Below are 21,495 nucleotides of genomic sequence, written 5' to 3'. Positions count from 1 at the left end.
GGAGCCCAACGTGTTTTCCGCCGGCTCAGCCGCCGCACTGCCGCAGCATCGTGTCCTTGTCCGCGGCGGTGACCGGCAGCGCGTACTTCTTCGCGACCTGCGCGAACCGCACGGCGTACGCGCACCGCACCGACCGGTCCGGCGGCAGCCAGGACGCCGGACCGGAGTCCCCCTTGCGGCTGTTGGACGGCCCGTCCACCGGCAGCAGGTTCAGCGGGTCGTTCGCCAGTTGCTCGCGCCTACTCTCCGGCCAGCGCGAGGCGCCCATCTGCCAGCTGTAGGACAGCGGGACGACGTGGTCTATCTGCACCGCGGCCGCCTCCGCCTTCTTCCACACGATGGCCTTGCCGGTGTACGGGTCGTGCAGCGTCATCGCGACCACCACGCAGTCCGAACCGGAGCGGAGCCGCACCTCCCGGCCGTCCCGGCGCAGGAGGTCGTTGCGGGTGTCGCAGCCGTTGCGGGCCAGCGGTACGCCGTCGGCGGTGTCCATCCAGGCGTACCCGAACTCGTCGCGGTCGTACCCGGTCCGGGGCCCGCGCCCCTTCACGGTGAGCGTCTCCACGAGCCGGCGGGCCTCCGCCCGGTCGGCGTCGGAGGCGAGGGGCGCGAGGCCCGGCCTCGTCCCGTCCGGGTTGTCCAGCGGGACGACCCCGGCGGCGCGGGCCGGCCCGGGCCCGGCGGTCCCGCCGCCGTCGACGAGACCGGCCGCGTCGCACCCGGTGAGGAACGACGCGGCGAGCGTCGCGGCGAGCACCGCCGCCGCGGTGGGCGCCGACGGCCGGGGCATCCGTGTCAGGGGCATCCCCGCATCGTAGGCGCCGGGCCCAGGGGGTGTCTCGCCGGTCAGGCCGGATCGGCGGGAGCCCGGCGTGATCGGCGAGACGCCCCCTACACCTTGCCGATGCCCAGGGTGTTCTCACCCGGCAGCAGGCCGCTGCCGATGACGGCGAGCCAGACGCCGCCGAGGGCGTCCGCGAGCCGTGCGGTGTCGTCGGCGCCGAGCGCCGCCCAGGGCCCGGCGGCCATCTCGTCGGTACGGCGCTCCACCTCGTCGCGCAGGGCGCGCCCCGCGTCGGTGGCGGTGCCGTCGGGGGCGAGGAGGCCGCGTGCGACGAGCCGTTCGCGGGCGGCGGCCCACTGCTCCGCGCTCCACCCCCGGCTCGCGAACACCTCCGGGGACGCGGCGCCCACGGCGGCGAAGGAGACCAGCGACTCGGCCGGGTCGAGCCCGGCGGTGAGCAGCGCGGCCAGGTGGCCGTCCCCGCGGTGCTCGCGCAGCACGGTCGCGGCCTGCCACAGCTCCAGGTGCGGCTCGCCCGGCCACTCCAGGGCGGCGTTGGCGGCGGCGAGCGGCCGCCCGGCGTGGACGGCGGCCTCGGCGGCGCGCCGGGCGAGGGCGGCGGCCTCCTTCAGGGCGCCCGCCTCCTCCCCGAGCAGCCGCCGGTAGAACCGGTCCACCGCCCGCAGGCGCGCCGCCAGGACGTCCGCGGGTGCGGCGGCCTCCCAGGCGGCGGGCACGTACCGCTCGACCATCGCGGGGGCGAAGCCGTAGAACGCGGCCGTCACCTGTCCGGCGCCCACCGGCCCGAGCGGCGCGGCCCGCCAGGCGAAGTAGGACGGCCAGCGCTCCTCGGTGGCGTACCCGAGCGCGGCGGCCTCCTCGAACGTCTCGGGCGCGTAGTAGAGCACGGCGTGCAGGGGCTCCAGCAGGTGCCACATCTGCCGTACGCGACCCAGGTCCTGGTTCATGACGCCTCCGCATCTAGTCACTGACTAGTCCGAGCGTCCTCCCGCCACACCGACTTGTCAATGCCTAGATTGGGCGTACGGTGGTCCCATGACCGGACAGCGCGCCTACCACCACGGCGACCTGCGGCGGGCCGTCCTCACCGCCGCCCTCGACGTCATCGGCTCCGACGGCCCGGCCGCCCTGAGCCTGCGCGACCTGGCCCGCCGTGCGGGCGTCTCGCACGCGGCCCCCGCCCACCACTTCAAGGACCGCACCGGGCTGCTCACCGCCATCGCGGCCGAGGGGTTCGACCTGCTGGCGGCCACGCTCGCGGACGCGGACGGACTGCGCGACGCGGGCGTCCGCTACGTGCGCTTCGCCAGGGAGCACCCCGCGCACTTCCAGGTCATGTTCCGGCCGGACCTCCACCGTCCCGAGGACCCGGCGCTCCAGGAGGCCAGACTCCGTGCCGGCGACCGGCTCCGGGAGGCCGTGACCGCCGCGGTCGACACCGGCGACCCCCGCCTGGCGGGCGTCGCCGCCTGGTCCCTGGCCCACGGCTTCGCCACACTGCTGCTGACCCACAACCTCACCGGCCCGGTGGGCGACCGCGACCCGGAGGACGTCTTCCGCGCGCTCACCGGCATGCTGTTCGGGTCCTGACCGACGATCCCCCCGACCGCCGATGAGTTTCCGGCCCGGCGCCGGTCCACAACGACGACGACACACCGACGGCTCGCCCACGGCTCAAGGAACCCACCTCATGCGCACCTTCAAGCTTCAGCTCCAGATGAGCGTCGACGGCTACATGGCCGGCCCGAACGGGGAGATGGACTGGCTCACCTTCCCGTGGACCGACGACATCAACGCCCACCTCGACGCGCTCACCGCCCCGGTCGACTGCATCGTGCTCGGCCGCAGGCTCGCCGAGGGGTTCATCCCGGCCTGGGCCGCCGGCCCCGAGGGTGAGGACCAGGCGTCCATCGACAAGATGAACGACACCCCGAAGGTCGTCGTCTCCGACAGCCTCACCGAGTCGCCGTGGGAGAACGCCGTCGTCGCCGGCGGGGACCTCACGAAGATCGTGGCGGAGCTCAAGGCCCGGCCCGGCGGCGACATCATCACCTACGGCGGTGCCACGCTCGCGCAGCGCCTGATCGCCGCGGACCTGCTCGACGAACTGCACCTGCTCGTCAACCCCGTCGCCCTCGGCACCGGACTGCCCGTCTTCCCCTCCACCGGGGCCCACCAGCGGTTCGAGCTGGTCGCCGCCCGGCCGTTCGACTGCGGCATCACCGCCCTGCACCTGGCGCCGAAGCGCGGCTGAGCGGCGCGGCCGGACGACGGCGCGGCCGGACGACGCGGCGGGGCGGCCCGCCTCCCCGGAGGAGAGCCGCCCCGCGCCGTACGTGCGGGCGGCGGCGCTACGACCCCAGGATCGTCGTCAGGAACTCGCCCGTCCACGCGAGCAGTTCACGGCCCACCACCGGCTTGCCGCCGATCTTCCCGGTGGTGGGGCGGGGCACCAGGATCTGGTGGGCCTGCGGCTTGATCACCGTACGCGGGTACAGGCGCTTGAGCCGCAGCTCCTGCGACTCGCGCAACTCCACCGGCGCGAACCGGATGTTCGGGCCCTGGAGGACGATCTCGCCGACCCCGCAGGCGCGCGCCAGCATGCGCAGCCCGGCGACCAGCAGGAGGTTCTCGACCGGCTCGGGCAGCTTGCCGTAGCGGTCGGTCAGCTCCTCGCGGACCGCCTTGATGTCCTCCTCCGAGTTCGCCGAGGCGATCGCCCGGTACGCCTGGAGCCGCAGCCGCTCGCCGGGGGCGTAGTCGTGCGGGACGTGCGCGTCGACCGGCAGCTCGATCTTGACCTCCAGCGGCGGCTCCTCCTCCACGCCGCCCTCCAGGGAGGCCCGGTAGTCGGCGACCGCCTCGCCCACCATGCGGACGTACAGGTCGAACCCGACGCCCGCGATGTGGCCGGACTGCTCGCCGCCCAGCAGGTTGCCCGCGCCGCGGATCTCCAGGTCCTTCATGGCGACGTACATGCCGGCGCCCATCTCGGTGTGCTGCGCGATCGTCGCGAGCCGCTCGTGGGCCGTCTCCGTGAGCGGCTTCTCCGGCGGGTAGAGGAAGTACGCGTACCCCCGCTCGCGGCCACGGCCGACCCGGCCGCGCAGCTGGTGGAGCTGGGAGAGGCCGAAGTTGTCACCGCGCTCCACGATGAGGGTGTTGGCGTTGGAGATGTCGATGCCCGACTCCACGATGGTCGTGGAGACCAGGACGTCGAACTTCTTCTCCCAGAAGTCCACCACCACCTGCTCCAGGGCCTGTTCGGTCATCTGGCCGTGGGCGATCGCGATACGGGCCTCGGGGACGATGTCCCGCAGCCGGGCCGCCGCCCGGTCGATCGACTCCACGCGGTTGTGGATGTAGAAGACCTGGCCCTCGCGCAGCAGCTCGCGCCGGATCGCCGCGCCGATCTGCTTCTCCTCGTACGGCCCGACGAAGGTGAGGACCGGGTGCCGCTCCTCCGGGGGCGTGGTGATGGTCGACATCTCCCGAATGCCGGTCACCGCCATCTCCAGCGTCCGGGGGATGGGCGTGGCGGACATGGTGAGCACGTCGACGTTGGCCCGCAGCTTCTTCAGCTGCTCCTTGTGCTCGACGCCGAAGCGCTGCTCCTCGTCGACGATGACCAGACCCAGGTCCTTGAACTTCGTCTCGGAGGAGAAGAGACGGTGCGTACCGATGACGATGTCGACGGAGCCGTCCTTCAGCCCCTCCAGCGTCGCCTTCGCCTCCGTGTCGGTCTGGAACCGGGACAGGGCGCGGACGACGACCGGGAACTGCGAGTACCGCTCGGAGAACGTGCCGAAGTGCTGCTGGACGAGGAGCGTGGTGGGGACGAGGACGGCGACCTGCTTGCCGTCCTGCACCGCCTTGAACGCCGCCCGCACGGCGATCTCCGTCTTGCCGTAGCCGACGTCGCCGCAGACCAGCCGGTCCATCGGGACCGTCTTCTCCATGTCCTCCTTCACCTCGGCGATGGTGGACAGCTGGTCGGGGGTCTCCGCGTACGGGAAGGCGTCCTCCAGCTCCCGCTGCCACGGGGTGTCCGGCCCGAAGGCGTGGCCGGGCGCCGCCATCCGGGCGCTGTAGAGCTTGATCAGGTCCGCGGCGATCTCCTTGACCGCCTTCTTGGCGCGCGCCTTCGTCTTCGTCCAGTCGGCGCCGCCCAGCCGGTGCAGGGTCGGGGCCTCGCCGCCGACGTACTTGGTGACCTGCTCCAGCTGGTCGGTGGGGATGTACAGGCGGTCGCCGGGCTGTCCGCGCTTGGCCGGGGCGTACTCGACCAGGAGGTACTCGCGGGTGGCGCCCTGGACGGTGCGCTGCACCATCTCGATGTAGCGGCCGACGCCGTGCTGCTCGTGGACGATGTAGTCGCCGGTCTCCAGGGTGAGCGGGTCGATCGTCTTGCGGCGCCGCGTCGGCATCCGCTGCCCGTCCTTGCCGGCCGCCTTCTGGCCGGTCAGGTCGGTCTCGGTGAGGACCGCGAGCCTGAGCGCCGGGTCGACGAAGCCGTACTCGATCGAACCGCACGCCACGTGCACCACGGACGGCGACAGGTCGGTCAGGTCCCCGGCCAGACGGGCCGCGATGCCCTCGCCGCCCAGCACCTCGGCCGTGCGGGCCGCCGGGCCGTGCGCCTCGGTGACGAACACCGTGCGCCACCCGTCGGCCAGCCAGCCCTTGGTGTCGGCGAGCGCCCGGGCGGTGTCGCCCCGGTAGGCCTCCGGGGCGTGCATGCCCAGCGTGAGCGTGCCGTCGTCCAGCTCCTCGCCGGCCGCGAACGGCGACACCGACCACCACATCATCCCGAGCTCGCGCGCCCGGTCCCGTACGTCCGCGATGCCCCACAGCGACGCCGCGCCCACGTCGATCGGCGCCTCGCCGCCGCCGGCCGTCGCCGCCCAGGAGGCCTGGAGGAACTCCTGGGAGGTGGCCACCAGGTCGGCGGCCCGGGTGCGCACCCGCTCGGGGTCGCACACCACCGCCATGGACCCCTCGGGCAGCACGTCCAGCAGCAGTTCCATGTCGTCGACCAGGACCGGGGCGAGGGACTCCATGCCCTCCACCGCGATCCCCTCGGCGATCTTCCCGAGCAGCTCGCCCAGCTCGGGGTGCTCCTCCGCCAGCGCGGCCGCCCGCCGCCGCACCTCGTCGGTGAGCAGCAGCTCCCGGCACGGCGGCGCCCACAGGCCGTGCTCGGCGACCTCCAGGGACCGCTGGTCGGCCACCTTGAAGTACCGGATCTCCTCGACGTCGTCGCCCCAGAACTCGACGCGCAGCGGGTGCTCCTCCGTCGGCGGGAACACGTCCAGGATGCCGCCGCGCACCGCGAACTCGCCGCGCTTCTCGACCAGCTCCACGCGCGCGTACGCGGCGGCCGCGAGGCCCTCCACCACGTCGTCCAGGTCCGCCTGCTGCCCGGTGCGCAGGGACACCGGTTCCAGGTCGCCCAGCCCCTTGACCTGCGGCTGGAGCACGGACCGCACGGGTGCGACGACGACCGACACGGGGCCGGTCGCCGGGTCGTCCGCCGACGGGTGGGCGAGGCGGCGCAGCACGGCCAGACGGCGGCCCACGGTGTCGGAACGGGGCGAGAGGCGCTCGTGCGGCAGCGTCTCCCAGGACGGGTACTCCACGACCGAGTCCGGCTCCAGCAGGCTGCGCAGCGCGGCCGCCAGGTCCTCCGCCTCCCGGCCGGTCGCCGTCACGGCGAGCACCGGGCGGCCGGCGTCCCGGGCCAGCGCGGCGAGCGCGAAGGGGCGGGCCGCGGGCGGGCCGACCAGGTCGACGTGGGCCCGGTGGCCGTCGGCGGCGGCCTTCACCGCTTCGGCGAGGGCGGGGTCCTTGACGACGGCGTCGAGCAGACCGTGCAAGCTCATGAAGGCTTCCATCCGGGGGGTGGGGGCAACGCGAACCGCCCGACACGTCGCACGGGCCGGGGGTTTCCAGCCTACGACGTCGGTCCGGTGCCCGCGCCCGAAACCTTCCCCCGGCGGGTGTGCGGGCGGCCGGGCCCTGTGGCGGGCCGGCGGGCGGGTGCCGCGGCCGGCGCTGCGGTGGTGCGGCGCTGCGGGGGCGGACCTCGCGCGGATCTCGGGCGGACCCGGGGCGGACCTCGCACGGACCTCGTGTCGGACCCGCCCGCGAGCTGTCCGAAAATATGTGCGGCGGAGTGTCAACCGGGACGGTGCCCGCGGACGTATACGCCGTGAGAGCCGTCCGATCCGCTGGGAGCCGCATTGACCGAAGAGGAGTTCCAGGAGCTCTACGCCCACTCCGTCACGCGGCTCGTCGGCCAGCTGTACCTGATGACGGGTGACCTCCACGAGGCCCAGGACGTCGTCCAGGAGGCGTTCGTACGCGCCTGGGGCCGCCGCTCCCGGCTCGTCAGGGACGCCGGGCCCGAGGCCTGGCTGCGCACCGTCGCCTGGAGGCTCGCCGTCAGCCGGTGGCGCCGCCGCGGGCGGGCCGCCGAGGCGTGGCGCCGGCACGCGGGCGGACTCGCCGGCACGGTGCCAGCCCCCGGCCCGGGGACGGTCGCCCTGGTCGCCGCGCTGCGCCGGCTGCCCGACCGGCAGCGGCGGGTCGCCGTCCTGCACTACGTGTGCGACCTGAGCGTGGAGCAGGTCGCGGCCGAGACCGGCATCTCGTCCGGGACGGTCAAGACGCACCTGTCGCGGGCGCGGACCGCTCTGGCGCCCCACCTGTCCGCCACCGAGGAAGCCGACGACGGCCGAGGAGCAGCACGGTGACCGATCCGCGTGACGAAGGCCCCGACCGGGCCCTGTCCGCCGCCCTCAAGGCCGCCGCCGCGGCCGGCGCGCGGGCGGCCGTCCCCGAACCCGCCGCGCGGGTGGTGCTGCGGGGCGCGCGGCGCCGGCGCCGTACCGCGGCCGCCGCGGCCGCCTGCGCCGTGTGCGTCCTGGCCACCACGGGCGCCCTCGCGGTGCTGGGGCTCCGGCCCGACCCGCTGCCGGGGCCCCTGTCGCCGTCGTCGCCCTCACCGTCGCCGTCCCCTTCCGTACCGGTGTCGGTGTCGCCCTCCCCCGCGTCCCCGGCGGGCTCCTCGTTCCCGGTGTCCCCGGCTTCCCCGGCCTCCCCCGGGACCCCGTCCGCGCCGCCGGACCCGCCGGCCACGGCCACCCCCACTCCGACCACGACCCCGCCCACGCCCCCGACCGGGACGGTGCTCCCCTCGTCCTCCTCCCCGACCCCCACCGGGTCCAGCACCCCGTAAGCGACCCGAAGGAGAAACCCGACCCATGCGTGGAGCCCTCCTCTCCCCGCCCGCCGGTGGCACCGAGCCGGTCCGAATACCCGGCGCGCGCCGTCCGCCCGCGCCGGGGCTCCGGCAGCGGACGTGGACGGACCGCGCGCCGTACCTCCTCGCGCTCGCGCTGTTCGCCGCGTACAGCACCCTGTCCGTGCTGCGGTACCACCGCATGGAGACCCGCTCCTGGGACCTCGGCATCTTCGAGCAGGCCGTCCGCGGCTACGCCCGGCTCCAGCTCCCGGTCGCCGACCTCAAGGGCCCGGGCACCAACGTCCTCGGTGACCACTTCAGCCCCGTCACCGCCCTGCTGGCGCCCGCCTACCGGCTCTTCCCCACCCCCGTCACCCTGCTCGTCGCGCAGGCCGCGCTGTTCGCGCTCGCCGCCGTCCCCGTCACCCGCGCCGCCACCCGCCTGCTGGGCCGGGCGTCCGGAACGGCGATCGGCGTCGCGTACGGGCTGTCCTGGGGCATCCAGCAGGCGGCCGACTTCGACTTCCACGAGATCTGCTTCGCCGTCCCGCTGATCGCTCACTCCCTCGAAGCCCTCCTGCGCGGCCGGTGGCGCCCCGCCCTGCTGTGGGCGGCGCCGCTCGTCCTGGTCAAGGAGGACCTGGGCGTCACCCTCGCCGCGATCGCCCTCGTCGTGGCCTGGCGGGCCCGCCGGACCGCGCCCCGCGCCGCCGCGTACGCCCTCGGTGCCGCCGTCCTCGGCGCGGCCGCCACCCTCCTCACCCTCACCGCCGTCATCCCGGCCTTCAACACCACCGGCGGCTACGACTACTGGACCAAGGTCGGCGACGGCCCCTCCCCCCTCGCCGGCGCCGACACCAAGCTGCGCACCCTCGCCTGGCTGCTGCTGCCCACCACCGGGCTGCTCGCCCTCCGCTCCCCCCTCGTGCTGGCCGCCGCCCCCACCCTCGGCTGGCGGTTCCTGTCCGGCGACGACCACTACTGGTCCACCGACTGGCACTACAGCGCCGTGCTGATGCCCGTGCTGTTCCTGGCCCTCGCCGACGCCGCCGACGTCTCGCGCCGCAGCCCGCGCCCGTGGCTGCGCGCGTACGCGGACCGGCTGCCCGCCTGCGCCGCCGCCGTCGCGCTCGCCCTCACGCCCTCGCTGCCGCTCTCCGCGCTCACCGAGGCCGCCGCCTACCGCAAGCCGCCCCGGGCCGTCGAGGCCGAGGAGCTCCTCGCCCGGGTCCCCGACGGCGCGACCGTCGAGGCGAACGTCGGGCCGATCAGCCGCCTGGCCGGAAGGTGCCGGGTGCTGTGGGTCGGCGGCACCGGCCGGGTGACGCCCGACTGGATCGCGCTCGACAACTCCTCCGGCTGGGTGCGCGACCCGCACGCCTACGCCCGGCAGCTCCACCCGAAGGCCCGCTACCGCGTGGCCGGCGAGGCCGGCGGCTACCTCCTGATGGAGCGTCGCACCCCGTGACGCCCTCACCCCCGCATGGAATGCTGCTCCATACATGCATCCTGGAGTCCTGGGGGGAACGTGAGCGGCACCGCCGGCCGAGCAGACCCCGAGGACGGCGCCACCCCCGGCGGACCGCACCGCCCGGGCACCCCCGCGGCCCCCCGCGGACGCGGGCCGGTCGTCGCGGCGCTCATGACGGGCATGGCCCTCGCCGCCCTCGACGGCACCATCGTCTCCACCGCCGTACCGCAGATCGTCGGCGACCTGGGCGGGCTCTCCGTCTTCTCCTGGCTCTTCTCCGGCTACCTCCTCGCGGTGACCGTCACCCTCCCGGTGTACGGCAAGCTCTCCGACACCTTCGGCCGCAAACCCGTCCTGATCGCCGGCATCGTCCTGTTCCTCACCGGCTCGCTGCTGTGCGCCGCCGCGTGGAGCATGGAGTCCCTCATCGCCTTCCGGATCGTCCAAGGGCTGGGCGGCGGCGCCCTCCAGGGCACCGTGCAGACCATCGCGGCCGACCTGTACCCGCTCAAGGAACGCCCCAGGATCCAGGCGCGGCTCTCCACCGTCTGGGCGGCGTCCTCCGTGGCCGGCCCCGCCCTCGGCGGACTGCTCGCCGGGTACGCGGACTGGCGCTGGATCTTCCTGGTCAACCTGCCCGTCGGCGGCGTGGCCCTGTGGCTGATCGTCCGCCACCTCGCCGAACCGGACCGGGCCGGCGCCCGCCCCGCCGCCGGCGCCCGCCCCGGCCCCCGGGCGAGGGCCCGCGTCGACTGGCCGGGCGCGCTCGCGATCTTCGCCACCGGTACGTTGCTGCTGACCGCGCTCGTCCAGGGCGGCGTGGCCTGGCCCTGGCTGTCCGCACCGTCCCTGGCCCTCTTCGCGGGCGCCGCGGCCCTCACGGCCGTCACCGTCCTGATCGAACGCCGCGCCGCCGAACCGATCATCCCCGGGTGGGTCTGGCGCCGCCGCACGATAGCCGCCGTCAACCTCTCCCTCGGCGCGCTGGGCCTGCTGATGGTGGCGCCGACGGTGTTCCTCCCCACCTACGCCCAGTCCGTGCTGGGTCTCGGGCCCATCGCCGCGGGGTTCGTCCTGTCCGCGATGACCCTGTCGTGGCCCATCACCGCGGCGCTCTCCAACCGCCTGTACAACCGCATCGGCTTCCGCCTGACCGCCGTCACCGGCATGACGCTCGCCGTCCTGGTCCTGCTCGCCTTCCCGCTGCTGCCCCACCCGGGCGAACCGTGGCAGCCGGCCCTCCTCATGCTGCTGCTGGGCGCCGCCCTCGGCCTCTTCCAGCTCCCGCTCATCGTGGGCGTGCAGTCCACCGTCCCCTGGGCGGAGCGCGGCACCACCACCGCGTCCGTCCTCTTCTGCCGCCAGGTCGGACAGAGCGTCGGCGCCGCCGTCTTCGGCGCCGTCGCCAACGCCGTCCTGTCCACCCGCCTCACCGAGGGCGGCCTCGACGACCCCGCCGCGCTCACCCCCGCCGCGGTGGACACGGCCGTGGAGTACGTGTTCGCCGGCGCCGCCGCGGCCGGGGCGCTGGCGCTCGCCGTCCTGCTGACCCTCGCCCCGCGCCGCTTCCCCGTCCTCACGGACGACGACCGGACGACCACCTGACGACCACCTGACGGCGACCTGAGGGCGACCTGACGACGACAGCGGAGACGGCGGCGGCACACGGCCCGTACGCGAGGACCACGGCGCCGCGTGCTACTCCGAACGGCCCGTCAGGGCGGCCAGGCTGCTGCGGACATGGGCCATGTGGGCGCGCATCTCGTCACGTGCCGTCTCGTGCTCCCGCAGGATCCGCTCCGTCTCCCGCTCCACCCGCTCGGCCCGCAGCCGCGCCTCGGCCAGCAGCGCCGCGGCCCGCGCGTCCGCCTCCTCCTGTTCGTGCCGCGCCCGCTCGGCCGCCGCCGACAGCGCCCGCTCCGCCTCCGCGAGCCGCCCCTCGGCCACACCGGACCGCTCCGCGTGGCGCCGCTCCAGCTCCGCCTCCCGCCCGGCCGCATCGCGCTCCGCCGCGTCCCACCGCTCGGCGTGCCGGGTCTCCACCTCGGCCAGCAGCCGCTCCGCGCGCTCCCGCGCCGCGTGCAGCGCCGCCAGGCCCTCGCCCCGCCGCTCCTCCGCCTCGGCGAGCGCGCCCGCCATGACCTCCGCCGCCGTGCCCCGCGCGGCCGCCAGGGTCTCCTCCGCCCGCTCCTCGGCACGGCCCCGCACCTCCTGGGCCGCCTCGCGCGCCGCGTCCCGCAGCGACCGGGCCGCCTCCTGCACCCCGTCCGCCAGCCGCCGCGCCTCCTCCAGCGCGTCCGCCCGCAGCGCGTCGGCCTCCTCCTCCGCGAGCATGAGGATCTGCTGCGCGCGCCGCCCCAGGTCCTCGTACCGCTGCGGCGGCAGCTCCGCGACGAACTCCCGCAGCCGCGCCGCCTCCGCCGCCAGCTCCCCGGCACGCCCGGCCAGTTCGTCCGCCCGGCGCCGCGCGGCGTCCCGCTCCGACTCCAGAACGGCGACGGCCCGGTCGACCTGCTCGGCCCGGTAGCCGCGCCCCCATACGACAGAGAAACCGCTCATGACAGACGCCCCTTTCCCCGGTCCAGGATGCAACAACCCGTACCGTCGGAAAGGGGCGCCCGTGCGCCAAGCTGCGGCCGGACGCGGCCTAAAGCAGCCCGTCCCACATCTGCTCCAGCAGCACCGACCACCAGCTCTCCGGCGACGACAGGGCCGCCGGGTCCAGCATCGCCAGCTGCGCCTGGAAGTCGACCGTCCAGCGGCCCGCCTGCTCGGGGGTCAACCCGAACCGCAGCCGCCACATCCGACCCAGCAGGCCCAGGCACCGGGTGAACTCCGGCAGCCCGCTGTTGACGAACTGCGGCGCCACCGGCCGCCCGTCCGGCCCCGCCTCCACCGGCACGGCCACGATGTGCGCCGTCCCGTACTGCACGCAGATCGCCCGCCCGAAGTCGGACCCGATCACCAGGTACGAGCCCGCGTCGGACGCCGGCTGCACCTGCCGCTGCGCGGCCAGCTCGGCGAGCGTCGGCACCACCGGCTGGGCCGGCTGCGCCCAGAAGAACGGCCCGAAGTCCGCCGGCAGACCCGCCCACACCAGCGTGCGCGCCACCAGCTCCGGCACGCCCTGGCGCGACACGGCCCGCTGATCGAACCGGCAGATCCCCTGCGGCCCGAACGCGCCCACCAGCTCCTGCGCGACCGCCTCCGGCGGAACCGGCGGAACCGGCTGCACCGGCGGCAACGGCACCCGCAGCGGGGCCGGACGCGCCGGACCGTCGGCGACCTGGTGCAACTCGCCCTGGTGGGCGATGAGTTGCCGCATGCCCTGCTGACGGCCGGTGTGGTCCCGCCCGTACGGGGCGATCGACGTGATCCGCGCCTGCGGCCACGTCTCCCGGATCATCCGGGCGCAGTAACCACCCGGCAGCTCGCACGACTCCAGCTCGGTGTGCAGCTCCAGCACCTGCTGCGGCGGCACGTTCATGGCCCGCAGCTCGTGCAGGATCTGCCACTCCGGGTGCGGCGTACCGGGCGCGGAGCGGCGGATCAGCTGGGCCTCGGAACCGTCGGGCGCGCGGTAGCGCAGCACGGCCTGGTAGCCCGGGCCGACGGTCGGCATCCCGGTGGGCGGCGCCTGCGGGTAGCCGTACGCGGGCGGCGCCGGCGGCACGGGGCCGGGCGGGACCGGCCCCGGCGGCGGCACCTGACCGGGCCCGCCCGGACCGGGCTGCGCCAGCATCGTCGCCGCGTGGTGCACCCCGCCGCCGGGAGGACCGGGAGGCGCCGGGGGCGGCGGCGTACCGGGACCGCCGGGCACGCCGGGAGGACCGGGCGGGGGCGGAGTGCCGGGACCCGGCTGCGCGAGCATCGTCGCCGCGTGGTGCACCCCGCCACCCGGCGGCGGCGTCGCACCCGGAGGCGGCGGCGGAGCCGGCGGACCGGGCGGCGGCGTGGCGCCGGGACCGCCCGGCACGCCGGGAGGACCGGGCGGCGGCGGAGTGCCCGGACCCGGCTGCGCGAGCATCGTCGCCGCGTGGTGCACCCCACCGCCCGGCGGCGGCGTCGCACCCGGAGGCGGCGGCGGAGCCGGCGGACCGGGCGGCGGCGTGGCGCCGGGCGGGAGCTGCGAGACCAGCTGCGTCGGTACGTATCCCCCGGCCGGAGCACCGGGCGCACCGGGCCCGGACGCGGGCGGGCGGGCGCCGGGCGTCCCCGGGGCGCCGGGCGGCGGCGGGGTCGTGGGGCCGGTCCCGCGCGAGGGCCTGGCGCCGCGCGGCGTGACGGCGGCCTTGCTGGTGGCGGCGTCAGCGATGTCGCCCGCCGGACCCGCCTGCGCGTCGAAGGCCGGCACCACGGCGGTGCGCGGCAACTGGCTGCCGCCCGACATCAGCGCGGTCGGCGCGTCGGCGCCCACCGCCGGCGGCGGGGTGTCGTCGTCGTCCGACCCCGACAGCGGCGGCGCGAACACGGTCGCGGGCAGCGGCACGGAGGCGTCGTCCCCCTCGGAACCGGGCGCGTCGACACCGCTCCACGGCACGGAGGCGGGCACCCCGTCCGGGGTGGTGGGCTCGTGGTCCCCGGGCGCGGCGGGCCAGGCGGTCACCCCGCCGTGGGACCCGCCGTCCACCGGCGCCGCGGGGGCGGGCGGCGCGGCCGGCACGGCGTCGGACGCCGCGACCACCGGGGCGGCCGGCACGTCGTCGGCGGGAACAGGGGCTCCGGGCCCCCCGTCCGCGCCGGAAGCACTCCCCGGACCATCCGCACCGGAAGCACCAGGAGCACCAGGAGCACCGGAAGCGCCACCGGAGGTGTCCCCGCCGGAACGCCGGTCCGGCACGCCCATCCTGTCCGCCGCGTCCTGCAACCACTCCGGCGGCGTCAGCAGGAACGACGTCTGGTTCAGGTCGATCCGCTCCGGCGGGGCCGCCGCCGGGACCGGCGCGGCCGCGGCGGCCCCGTACTCCTCCTCGTACCGGCGGATCACCTCACCCACCGGCAGGCCCGGCCACAGCGTCGCCTCGCCGCTGTCCCGGGCGATGACCAGCCGCTGACGGCCCCCGTCCGACGTCGGACCGTTCTCCCGGTCCTCCGCCCACACCACGAACCCCAGCTCGAACTCCCGCACCCGCACCTCACGGTGCTGGTACGCCGGCAGGTCACCGTTGACCCACTCTTCCGCACGCTCCTGCGCCTGCGCGAAGGTCACCATCGAAAGCTCACTCCCCCACCGGAACGGCCCGCGCGAAGCCGCCGTCCACCATCAGGTTCGCCACCGTCTCCAGCTCCGGCGGACCGCCCGCCAGCCGCTGGAGGAACGCGTCGAAGTCGTCCCCGCACGGCAGCAGCAGCCCGTCCATCCGCTCCTGCACCGTCAAGCCGTCCCGGTCCCGGGCGTCGTCGTAGGCGCAGAACCACACCGAGCCCACGTCACCGCCGCCCCGCACCTTCACCGCCAGCAGGCCGCCCTGCACGAAGGCCACCCCCAGGTAGTCCTTCGTCAGGTGGTCCCGCAGACACTTGTTGACGTACACCAGGTCGTTGACCGCCGCCTCGTCGCGCACCGTGAAGAACGGCTGGTCGACCAGGAGCCCCAGCTCGGCGTCGAGCGCGGCGCCGACCGGCGCGCAGCCCCCCGCCGCCTTCAGGAACGACCGGTACGCCCCCGGCAGCCGGTAGCCCAGGTCCTCCTCCACGCCCTGCAACTGCGCCTCGGTCACCGACAGCGCGCCCTTCGGCAGCCCGAAGTGCGCCGGGCGCGTCTCCTGCAACGGCCGCGTACCGCGCTTGCCGTGGTCCACCGCGGCCGTCGTCAGCCCGCCGTGATGCCGCAGCAGCGCCTTGACCTCCACCGGCACCAGCTCCATGCGCCGCGTGCCGGCCACGTGGTGCCAGGTCCAGCCGTGCGGCGTCGCCACCGCCGGGACCGTGTCCCACAGCGGGTGCCCCGACGCGGACAGCGCGGCGTTCGCCGACACGTAGTCCGTCAGCCGCAGCTCGTCGACGCCGAACCCCTCCGGCGGGTCGGCGATCTCGGCCGCCGCACGGGCGTACGGCGAGAAGTCCGGGTGGCCGTTCCCGTCCACCCGCACCCCACCGGGATGCCGGGCGGCCCGGACCGGGTCCGGGAAGTGCACGACCTGCCCGGCGTAGGCCGCGTTCGGTGGCGCGGCACTCTGCTGCCCGAGCCGACCTGTCGTCATGGCGGATGCCCCCTGCTGCTGCTGGCTGGTCCGCACAGCCTAAGCGGTGGGCCGACAGGGGGAACCCGCCCTCCGCTCCGGTGACCAACCGTCACACTCAGGTGACCCAATGACGATCACCCGACACACCGATCACACGTTTCAGCGCCCCCGCTTTCCCATGGGCTCACCCATTTGGCAGGCTGTCCCACGCAACTCGGGGGATTGCAGAGGGGACGACACGCATCATGCACACAGCGCGACCAGGCACGACGCCAGCCACCGGCGACCCACGCCTCAGCTGGAGCAGCACCGGCCCCGACCTCACCCCCATACTCCGCCACCGCCGCGACGGCATCCTGCCGACCGTCGGAGCAGCACTCTCCGTACGCGGCGAGACCCTCACGTGCACCGCCGGCCGCGGCGACCGGCCCCCCACCCTCCACCCGCTCGTACAGGACTTCCTCGACACCCTTACCAGCGGCCAGCGCGAACGCTTCACCGGGCGCTGCCCCGAGGCGATCCTCCTCTCCCGCCACCTCACCGCCACCGAGGCGAACCGCTCCAAACGCGCCCAGCGCAAACCCCTCAGCCAGGGCGAGGCCCGCCGGTCCCTGAAGAACGCCAAGATCACCGCTCGCAGGATCCGCGAGGACGGCGACCCACTCCACGGCAGCTACGCCGCCCCCTGCCGCTCCTGCGCCGCACTCCTCGCCCACTTCGGCGTACGCCCCGTCGACCCGACCACCGCCCAGAACGGCTGACCGCACGCTCATGCCCGACCTGAACACCACCCGCTTCCCCGTCGCCGTCGACGCAACCCTCAGGGAAGCGGGCTGGCAGCCCGGCCGCTGGGACATCAAACGGGCCGAACACTGGGCCGACGTCCTCCGCGCCCACGTCTCCCCCGCCGGCCACCGGCACAGCGTCTTCCCCGCCGCCGTCGAGGCCTGGGCCGAGTTCGGCGGCCTGCGGATCACCGCGTCCGGACCCGGCCGCCAGATCGCCCCCACCCCGGTGCACCTCGACCCGCTCGCCGGACTCCACCACGCCCGCAGCCTCACCGACCTCGGCCGCGCCCTCGACACCGAGATGGCGCCCCTCGGCGAAGAGGCCGACAACCGGGCCGTGCTCGCCATCGACGCCGAAGGGCGCGTCTACAGCCTCGACCACGCCGGCGACTGGTTCCTCGGCCCCGGCATCGACCACGCCCTGGCGACCCTGATCACCGGCGCCCAGCCCGCCCGCCTCACCTCGACCTGACCCCGGCCCACGCCCCCGCCCGGCCCGACGGCCCCATCCCCCCGGCCCGCCGCACCCCTCAGACAGCGGCGGCCGGCAGTACCGCCGACACCTTGAAACCGCCCTCGTCGGTCGGCCCCGACACGAACACCCCGCCCAGCGCCGTCACCCGCTCCCGCATCCCCACCAGGCCGTTGCCGCCGCTGGGCAGCCCCGCGTCCGCCGCACTCCCGTCCGTCGGACCGTTCTCCACCTGCATGGCCACCTCACCCTCCCGGTGAGCCAGCCGCACCACCACCTTCGCCCCCGCGGCGTGCTTGTGGACGTTCGTCAGCCCCTCCTGCACCACCCGGTACGCCGTCCGCTCCACCCGCGCACCGTACGACCGCGTCTCGCCCGACACCCGCAGCTCCACCACCATCCCGGCCTGCCGGGACTGCTCCACCAGCTCCTCCAGGGCGTCCAGGCACGGCCCGTCGTCCACCGGGTCCGGCGCCCCGGCCCCCACCGGGCCGTCCGCCCCCACCGCCGCCGCGGCCGCGGCCACCCGCCCCACCGCGGCCAGCGGCACCGAGCCGCGCACCGGAGCCACGTCCCCCGCCCGCAGCACGCCCAGCATCTCCCGCAGCTCCGTCAGCGCCTGCCGCCCCATGTCCCCCACCAGCGCCGCGTTCCGCACCGCCTTCTGCGGGTCCTTCAGCGCCACCGCCTGGAGCGCCGCCGCGTGCACCACCATCAGGCTCACCCGGTGCGCCACCACGTCGTGCATCTCCCGCGCGATCCGCGTCCGCTCCTCCGTCCGCGCCATCTGCGCCCGCTGCTCCGCCCGGTCCGCCAGCAGCGACAGCTCCTGCTCCAGACTGTCCGCCCGCTCCCGCAGGCTCTCCAGCAGCCGCCGGCGCGCCCCTATGTACAGCCCGAACAGCACGGGCGGCGCGTTCATCCCCAGCGACAGGATCACCGCCATCAGCAGCACGTACCACGGCCCGGGGTCGAAGTCGGCCGACGCGATGTCCTGCCGCACGCGCACGAACGTCACGATCAGCACCGCGGCCAGCGACATCCCCGCCAGTACCGCGATGATCCGCCGCGGCACCTCGGAGGCGGCGAGCGTGTACAGCCCGACCATCCCCATCAGGTAGCCCATCTCGGCCGGCGTGATCGCGATCGAGACCAGCACCACCGCGACCGGCCACCGCCGGCGCACGACGAGCACCGCCCCCACCGCGAACCCGAACAGCACCCCGACGGGCACCGGCAGCCCGGCCCGGTCGGCGAACCCCACCCCCTCGGCCGCGCACTCCACGGCCGACACGGCCCCCAGCGTCACGTCCAGCACGGCACTGCGCCGCCGCCCCCACCACCACCAGCCCCGGGCGGTCCGGCCCGCGGCTTCCTGGTGAGCCCCCGTTGTGGTCATGTCCACCAGCCTACGGGCGGCCGCGACCCATTTTCCGGGCACTGCGGCGGGGACCGGCGCGGCGGAACGGCGTGGAGAACGGCACGCGGAACATCCGCCCCGCCCGGTCGGCGGCGTCCGGTGGAGCACCGGCTCCTACCGTCGCACTGAGGGCACTTGGTACGGCATAGTAGGGGCTGCCGTCGCAACCGATGCATGAAATCGGACATAGAAGGCGAACCATCCCGGGTCGTCTAATGGCAGGACAAATGGTTTTGGTCCATTGAATGAGGGTTCGATTCCTTCCCCGGGAGCTCATGTTCGGGTCCTGACCACACGGTCAGGACCCGCTCCCGTTCCCGGAGCCCCCCGCCCCCGGTTCCGCTCCGAAACCCCCCGGTATCCTGCGGGTGTCCACCACCCGAAGCCGAAGGGCATTCCCGTGAGCGCCAACCGCCCGGCAGCCGTCGTCGTCCTCGCAGCGGGTGAGGGCACCCGCATGAAGTCGAAGACCCCCAAGGTCCTGCACCAGATCTGCGGGCGCTCGCTCGTCGGACACGTGGTGTCGGCCGCACGCGAGCTGGATCCGCAAGCCCTCTGCGTCGTCGTCGGGCACGCCCGCGAGCAGGTGACCGCGCACCTCGACGAGTACTACGCCGGTACCCGCACCGCCGTGCAGCACGAGCAGAACGGCACCGGTCACGCCGTGCGCATGGCTCTGGAGGAGCTGGGCGCAGGCGCGCTGGACGGGACCGTCGTGGTCGTGTGCGGGGACACCCCGCTGCTGTCCGGCGAGACGCTGACGGCGCTCACGCGGACCCATGCCGAGGACGGCAACGCCGTGACCGTGCTGACGGCCGAGGTGCCGGACTCGACGGGTTACGGGCGGATCGTGCGGGACGCGGAGACGGGCGCCGTGACGGCGATCGTGGAGCACAAGGACGCGACGGAGGCCCAGCGGGCGATCCGGGAGATCAACTCCGGGGTGTTCGCGTTCGACGGGAAGCTGCTGGCGGACGCGCTGGGGAAGGTCCGTACGGACAACAGCCAGGGCGAGGAGTACCTCACCGACGTGCTGGGGATCCTGCGCGAGGCCGGGCACCGGGTGGGTGCGTCGGTGGCGGGCGACCACCGGGAGATCCTGGGGATCAACAACCGCGTCCAGCTCGCGGAGGCGCGCCGGCTGCTGAACGACCGGCTGCTGGAGCGGGCGATGATGGCGGGCGTGACGGTCGTGGACCCGGCGTCGGTGTTCCTGGACGTGACGGTGACGTTCGAGCGGGACGCGGTGGTGCACCCGAACACCGAGCTGACGGGTGCGACGCACCTGGCGGAGGACGCCGAGGTGGGTCCGAACAGCCGGCTGAAGGACACGAAGGTCGGCCGGGGCGCCCGGGTGGACAACACGGTGGCGGACCGCGCGGACGTGGGCGAGGGCGCGACGGTGGGCCCGTACGCGTACCTGCGTCCCGGCACGGTGCTCGGTGCCGGGGCGAAGGCCGGCACGTACGTGGAGATGAAGAACGCCCGGGTGGGCGAGGGGTCGAAGGTGCCGCACCTGTCGTACGTGGGCGACGCGACGATCGGCGAGCACTCGAACATCGGCGCCGCGAGCGTCTTCGTGAACTACGACGGTGAGAGCAAGCACCACACGACGATCGGGTCCCACTGCCGGACCGGCTCGGACAACATGTTTGTGGCTCCCGTCACGGTCGGGGACGGCGCGTACACCGCCGCCGGGTCGGTGATCACCAAGGACGTGCCGCCGGGGTCGCTGGCGGTCGCCCGTGGCCAGCAGCGGAATATCGAGGGTTGGGTCGCCCGGAAGCGGCCCGGCAGCGCTGCCGCGCAGGCGGCTGCGACGGCCTCCGAGCAGGGTTCTCGCGAGGACTGACCGGAAACAGGTGCGTCCAACTCGGCGTACCGTGATACGTGCACACAAATTCGGCTGGTTCGCGCGAAAGTGGTCGCGGCCAGGGAACACGTCTGAGGAGACAGTGCTGTGACCGGGATCAAGACGACCGGCGAGAAGAAGCTGATGCTCTTCTCCGGCCGCGCCCACCCCGAGCTGGCCGAGGAGGTCGCGCACCGGCTGGGTGTCGGCCTCGTGCCGACGAAGGCGTTCGACTTCGCCAACGGTGAGATCTACGTCCGGTTCCAGGAGTCGGCCCGTGGTGCGGACTGCTTCCTGATGCAGAGCCACACGGCTCCCATCAACAAGTGGATCATGGAGCAGTTGATCATGATCGATGCTCTGAAGCGGGCCTCGGCCCGGAGCATCACCGTGATCATCCCGTCGTACGGCTACGCCCGGCAGGACAAGAAGCACCGCGGCCGTGAGCCGATCTCGGCCCGTCTGGTCGCCGATCTGCTGAAGTGCTCGGGTGCGGACCGGATCCTCACGGTGGACCTGCACACGGACCAGATCCAGGGCTTCTTCGACGGCCCGGTGGACCACCTGTCGGCGCTGCCGGTGCTGGCGGACTACGTCGGTGCGAAGGTGGACCGGTCGAAGCTGACGGTCGTCTCGCCGGACGCCGGCCGTGTCCGGGTCGCCGACCGCTGGTGCGACCGGCTGGACGCGCCGCTGGCGATCGTGCACAAGCGCCGTGACAAGGACGTGGCGAACCAGGTGACGGTGCACGAGGTGGTCGGCGAGGTCGAGGGCCGGGTGTGCGTCCTGGTCGACGACATGATCGACACGGGTGGCACGATCTGCGCCGCCGCCGAGGCGCTGTTCGCGCACGGCGCGGAGGACGTCATCGTCACCGCGACGCACGGCATCCTGTCGGGTCCGGCGGCGGACCGGCTGAAGAACTCGAAGGTGAGCGAGTTCGTGCTGACGAACACGCTGCCGACACCGGGCGAGCTGGAGCTGGACAAGATCACGGTGCTGTCGATCGCGCCGACGATCGCCCGCGCGGTGCGCGAGGTGTTCGAGGACGGTTCGGTGACGAGCCTCTTCGAGGAGCAGGGCTGATCGTCCGCCCTCGCCGTACGGGAAGGCCGCTTCCGACTCTCGGGTCGGGGCGGCCTTCCGCGTTCGGTTAGGATGGTGTAGTTGCTCGGCGAGGGAGGCCGTACCTGTCAGGTGCGGCGGTCCGTTATCGACGCGCTCTTCGTAGCAGGCCAAGTCCAGTCGTGGCCGGG

The 21,495-nt window shown here is 74.6% G+C and carries 17 protein-coding genes and 1 tRNA gene; 11 read left to right on the top strand and 7 right to left on the bottom strand.

Annotated elements, in window-relative coordinates:
* Positions 1-25: 25 nt before the first annotated feature.
* Positions 26-790 carry an HNH endonuclease family protein gene (locus tag A4V12_RS33460; protein WP_064073260.1) on the bottom strand — a complete coding sequence of 255 codons (765 nt, stop codon included), beginning with the start codon at positions 788-790 and terminating at the stop codon, positions 26-28.
* Positions 791-891: 101 nt separating this feature from the next.
* Positions 892-1,752, bottom strand: coding sequence for an SCO6745 family protein (locus A4V12_RS33455; protein WP_064073259.1), 861 nt, complete (start codon positions 1,750-1,752; stop codon positions 892-894).
* Between the two features lie 88 nt (positions 1,753-1,840).
* Here A4V12_RS33455 and A4V12_RS33450 point away from each other — a divergent pair, with 88 nt between their 5' ends.
* Positions 1,841-2,395: a TetR/AcrR family transcriptional regulator gene (locus tag A4V12_RS33450; protein WP_064073258.1), complete on the top strand. Its 555-nt coding sequence runs from the start codon at positions 1,841-1,843 to the stop codon at positions 2,393-2,395.
* Positions 2,396-2,495: 100 nt separating this feature from the next.
* Positions 2,496-3,059: a dihydrofolate reductase family protein gene (locus A4V12_RS33445; RefSeq protein ID WP_064073257.1), complete on the top strand. Its 564-nt coding sequence runs from the start codon at positions 2,496-2,498 to the stop codon at positions 3,057-3,059.
* Between the two features lie 97 nt (positions 3,060-3,156).
* Here A4V12_RS33445 and mfd read toward each other — a convergent pair whose 3' ends face one another.
* Positions 3,157-6,687, bottom strand: coding sequence for a transcription-repair coupling factor (mfd, locus tag A4V12_RS33440; protein ID WP_064073256.1), 3,531 nt, complete (start codon positions 6,685-6,687; stop codon positions 3,157-3,159).
* 360 nt (positions 6,688-7,047) lie between these two features.
* Here mfd and A4V12_RS33435 point away from each other — a divergent pair, with 360 nt between their 5' ends.
* From A4V12_RS33435 to A4V12_RS33420, 4 genes are read left to right on the top strand one after another with little or no spacing between them, the layout of a single operon-like run.
* Positions 7,048-7,560, top strand: a complete 513-nt coding sequence (locus A4V12_RS33435) for a SigE family RNA polymerase sigma factor (protein ID WP_064073255.1) — start codon at positions 7,048-7,050, stop codon at positions 7,558-7,560.
* Positions 7,557-8,045, top strand: a complete 489-nt coding sequence (locus A4V12_RS33430; RefSeq protein WP_064073254.1) for a hypothetical protein — start codon at positions 7,557-7,559, stop codon at positions 8,043-8,045. Before A4V12_RS33435 ends, A4V12_RS33430 begins: the two co-directional genes overlap by 4 nt.
* Before the next feature lie 25 nt (positions 8,046-8,070).
* Complete coding sequence (locus A4V12_RS33425; RefSeq protein ID WP_079137562.1) at positions 8,071-9,519, top strand: DUF2079 domain-containing protein; 1,449 nt, start codon at positions 8,071-8,073, stop codon at positions 9,517-9,519.
* Positions 9,520-9,534: 15 nt separating this feature from the next.
* Positions 9,535-11,127 (top strand): MFS transporter, encoded by a 1,593-nt coding sequence (locus tag A4V12_RS33420; RefSeq protein ID WP_064073253.1) that lies wholly within the window; start codon positions 9,535-9,537, stop codon positions 11,125-11,127.
* A 93-nt stretch (positions 11,128-11,220) separates the two neighbouring features.
* On the opposite strand, the gene A4V12_RS33415 is transcribed toward A4V12_RS33420, so the two are convergent.
* The 3 genes from A4V12_RS33415 to A4V12_RS33405 form a co-directional block, all read right to left on the bottom strand.
* On the bottom strand, positions 11,221-12,081 hold the full coding sequence (locus tag A4V12_RS33415) for a hypothetical protein (protein WP_064073252.1): 861 nt from the start codon (positions 12,079-12,081) through the stop codon (positions 11,221-11,223).
* Positions 12,082-12,169: 88 nt separating this feature from the next.
* On the bottom strand, positions 12,170-14,734 hold the full coding sequence (locus tag A4V12_RS33410) for an SUKH-4 family immunity protein (protein ID WP_064073251.1): 2,565 nt from the start codon (positions 14,732-14,734) through the stop codon (positions 12,170-12,172).
* 7 nt (positions 14,735-14,741) lie between these two features.
* The gene (locus tag A4V12_RS33405) at positions 14,742-15,725 is read right to left on the bottom strand and encodes an SMI1/KNR4 family protein (RefSeq protein ID WP_064073250.1); all 984 of its coding nucleotides are present in this window, start codon (positions 15,723-15,725) and stop codon (positions 14,742-14,744) included.
* Between the two features lie 227 nt (positions 15,726-15,952).
* On the opposite strand from A4V12_RS33405, the gene A4V12_RS33400 reads away from it, so the two are divergent.
* Positions 15,953-16,468 (top strand): YwqJ-related putative deaminase, encoded by a 516-nt coding sequence (locus tag A4V12_RS33400; protein ID WP_064073249.1) that lies wholly within the window; start codon positions 15,953-15,955, stop codon positions 16,466-16,468.
* 10 nt (positions 16,469-16,478) lie between these two features.
* Positions 16,479-16,967 (top strand): SUKH-3 domain-containing protein, encoded by a 489-nt coding sequence (locus A4V12_RS33395; RefSeq protein ID WP_064073248.1) that lies wholly within the window; start codon positions 16,479-16,481, stop codon positions 16,965-16,967.
* 58 nt (positions 16,968-17,025) lie between these two features.
* Here the strand turns inward: A4V12_RS33395 and A4V12_RS33390 are convergent, their stop codons facing one another.
* Complete coding sequence (locus tag A4V12_RS33390; protein ID WP_064073362.1) at positions 17,026-18,366, bottom strand: sensor histidine kinase; 1,341 nt, start codon at positions 18,364-18,366, stop codon at positions 17,026-17,028.
* Positions 18,367-18,588: 222 nt separating this feature from the next.
* Between A4V12_RS33390 and A4V12_RS33385 the strand changes: the two genes are divergently transcribed.
* The 3 genes from A4V12_RS33385 (at position 18,589) to A4V12_RS33375 (ending at position 21,325) form a co-directional block, all read left to right on the top strand.
* A tRNA-Gln gene (locus A4V12_RS33385) sits at positions 18,589-18,659 on the top strand.
* Between the two features lie 128 nt (positions 18,660-18,787).
* Positions 18,788-20,239 (top strand): bifunctional UDP-N-acetylglucosamine diphosphorylase/glucosamine-1-phosphate N-acetyltransferase GlmU, encoded by a 1,452-nt coding sequence (gene glmU, locus A4V12_RS33380; RefSeq protein ID WP_064073247.1) that lies wholly within the window; start codon positions 18,788-18,790, stop codon positions 20,237-20,239.
* Positions 20,240-20,347: 108 nt separating this feature from the next.
* Entirely contained in the window at positions 20,348-21,325 is a 978-nt protein-coding gene (locus tag A4V12_RS33375) for a ribose-phosphate diphosphokinase (protein ID WP_064073246.1), read from the top strand.
* The last annotated feature ends 170 nt before the right edge of the window (positions 21,326-21,495 follow it).

This window comes from Streptomyces noursei (genome assembly GCF_001646665.1).
GTDB lineage: Bacteria > Actinomycetota > Actinomycetes > Streptomycetales > Streptomycetaceae > Streptomyces > Streptomyces lavendulocolor.
This window is presented reverse-complemented; position numbering and strand designations above follow the sequence as displayed.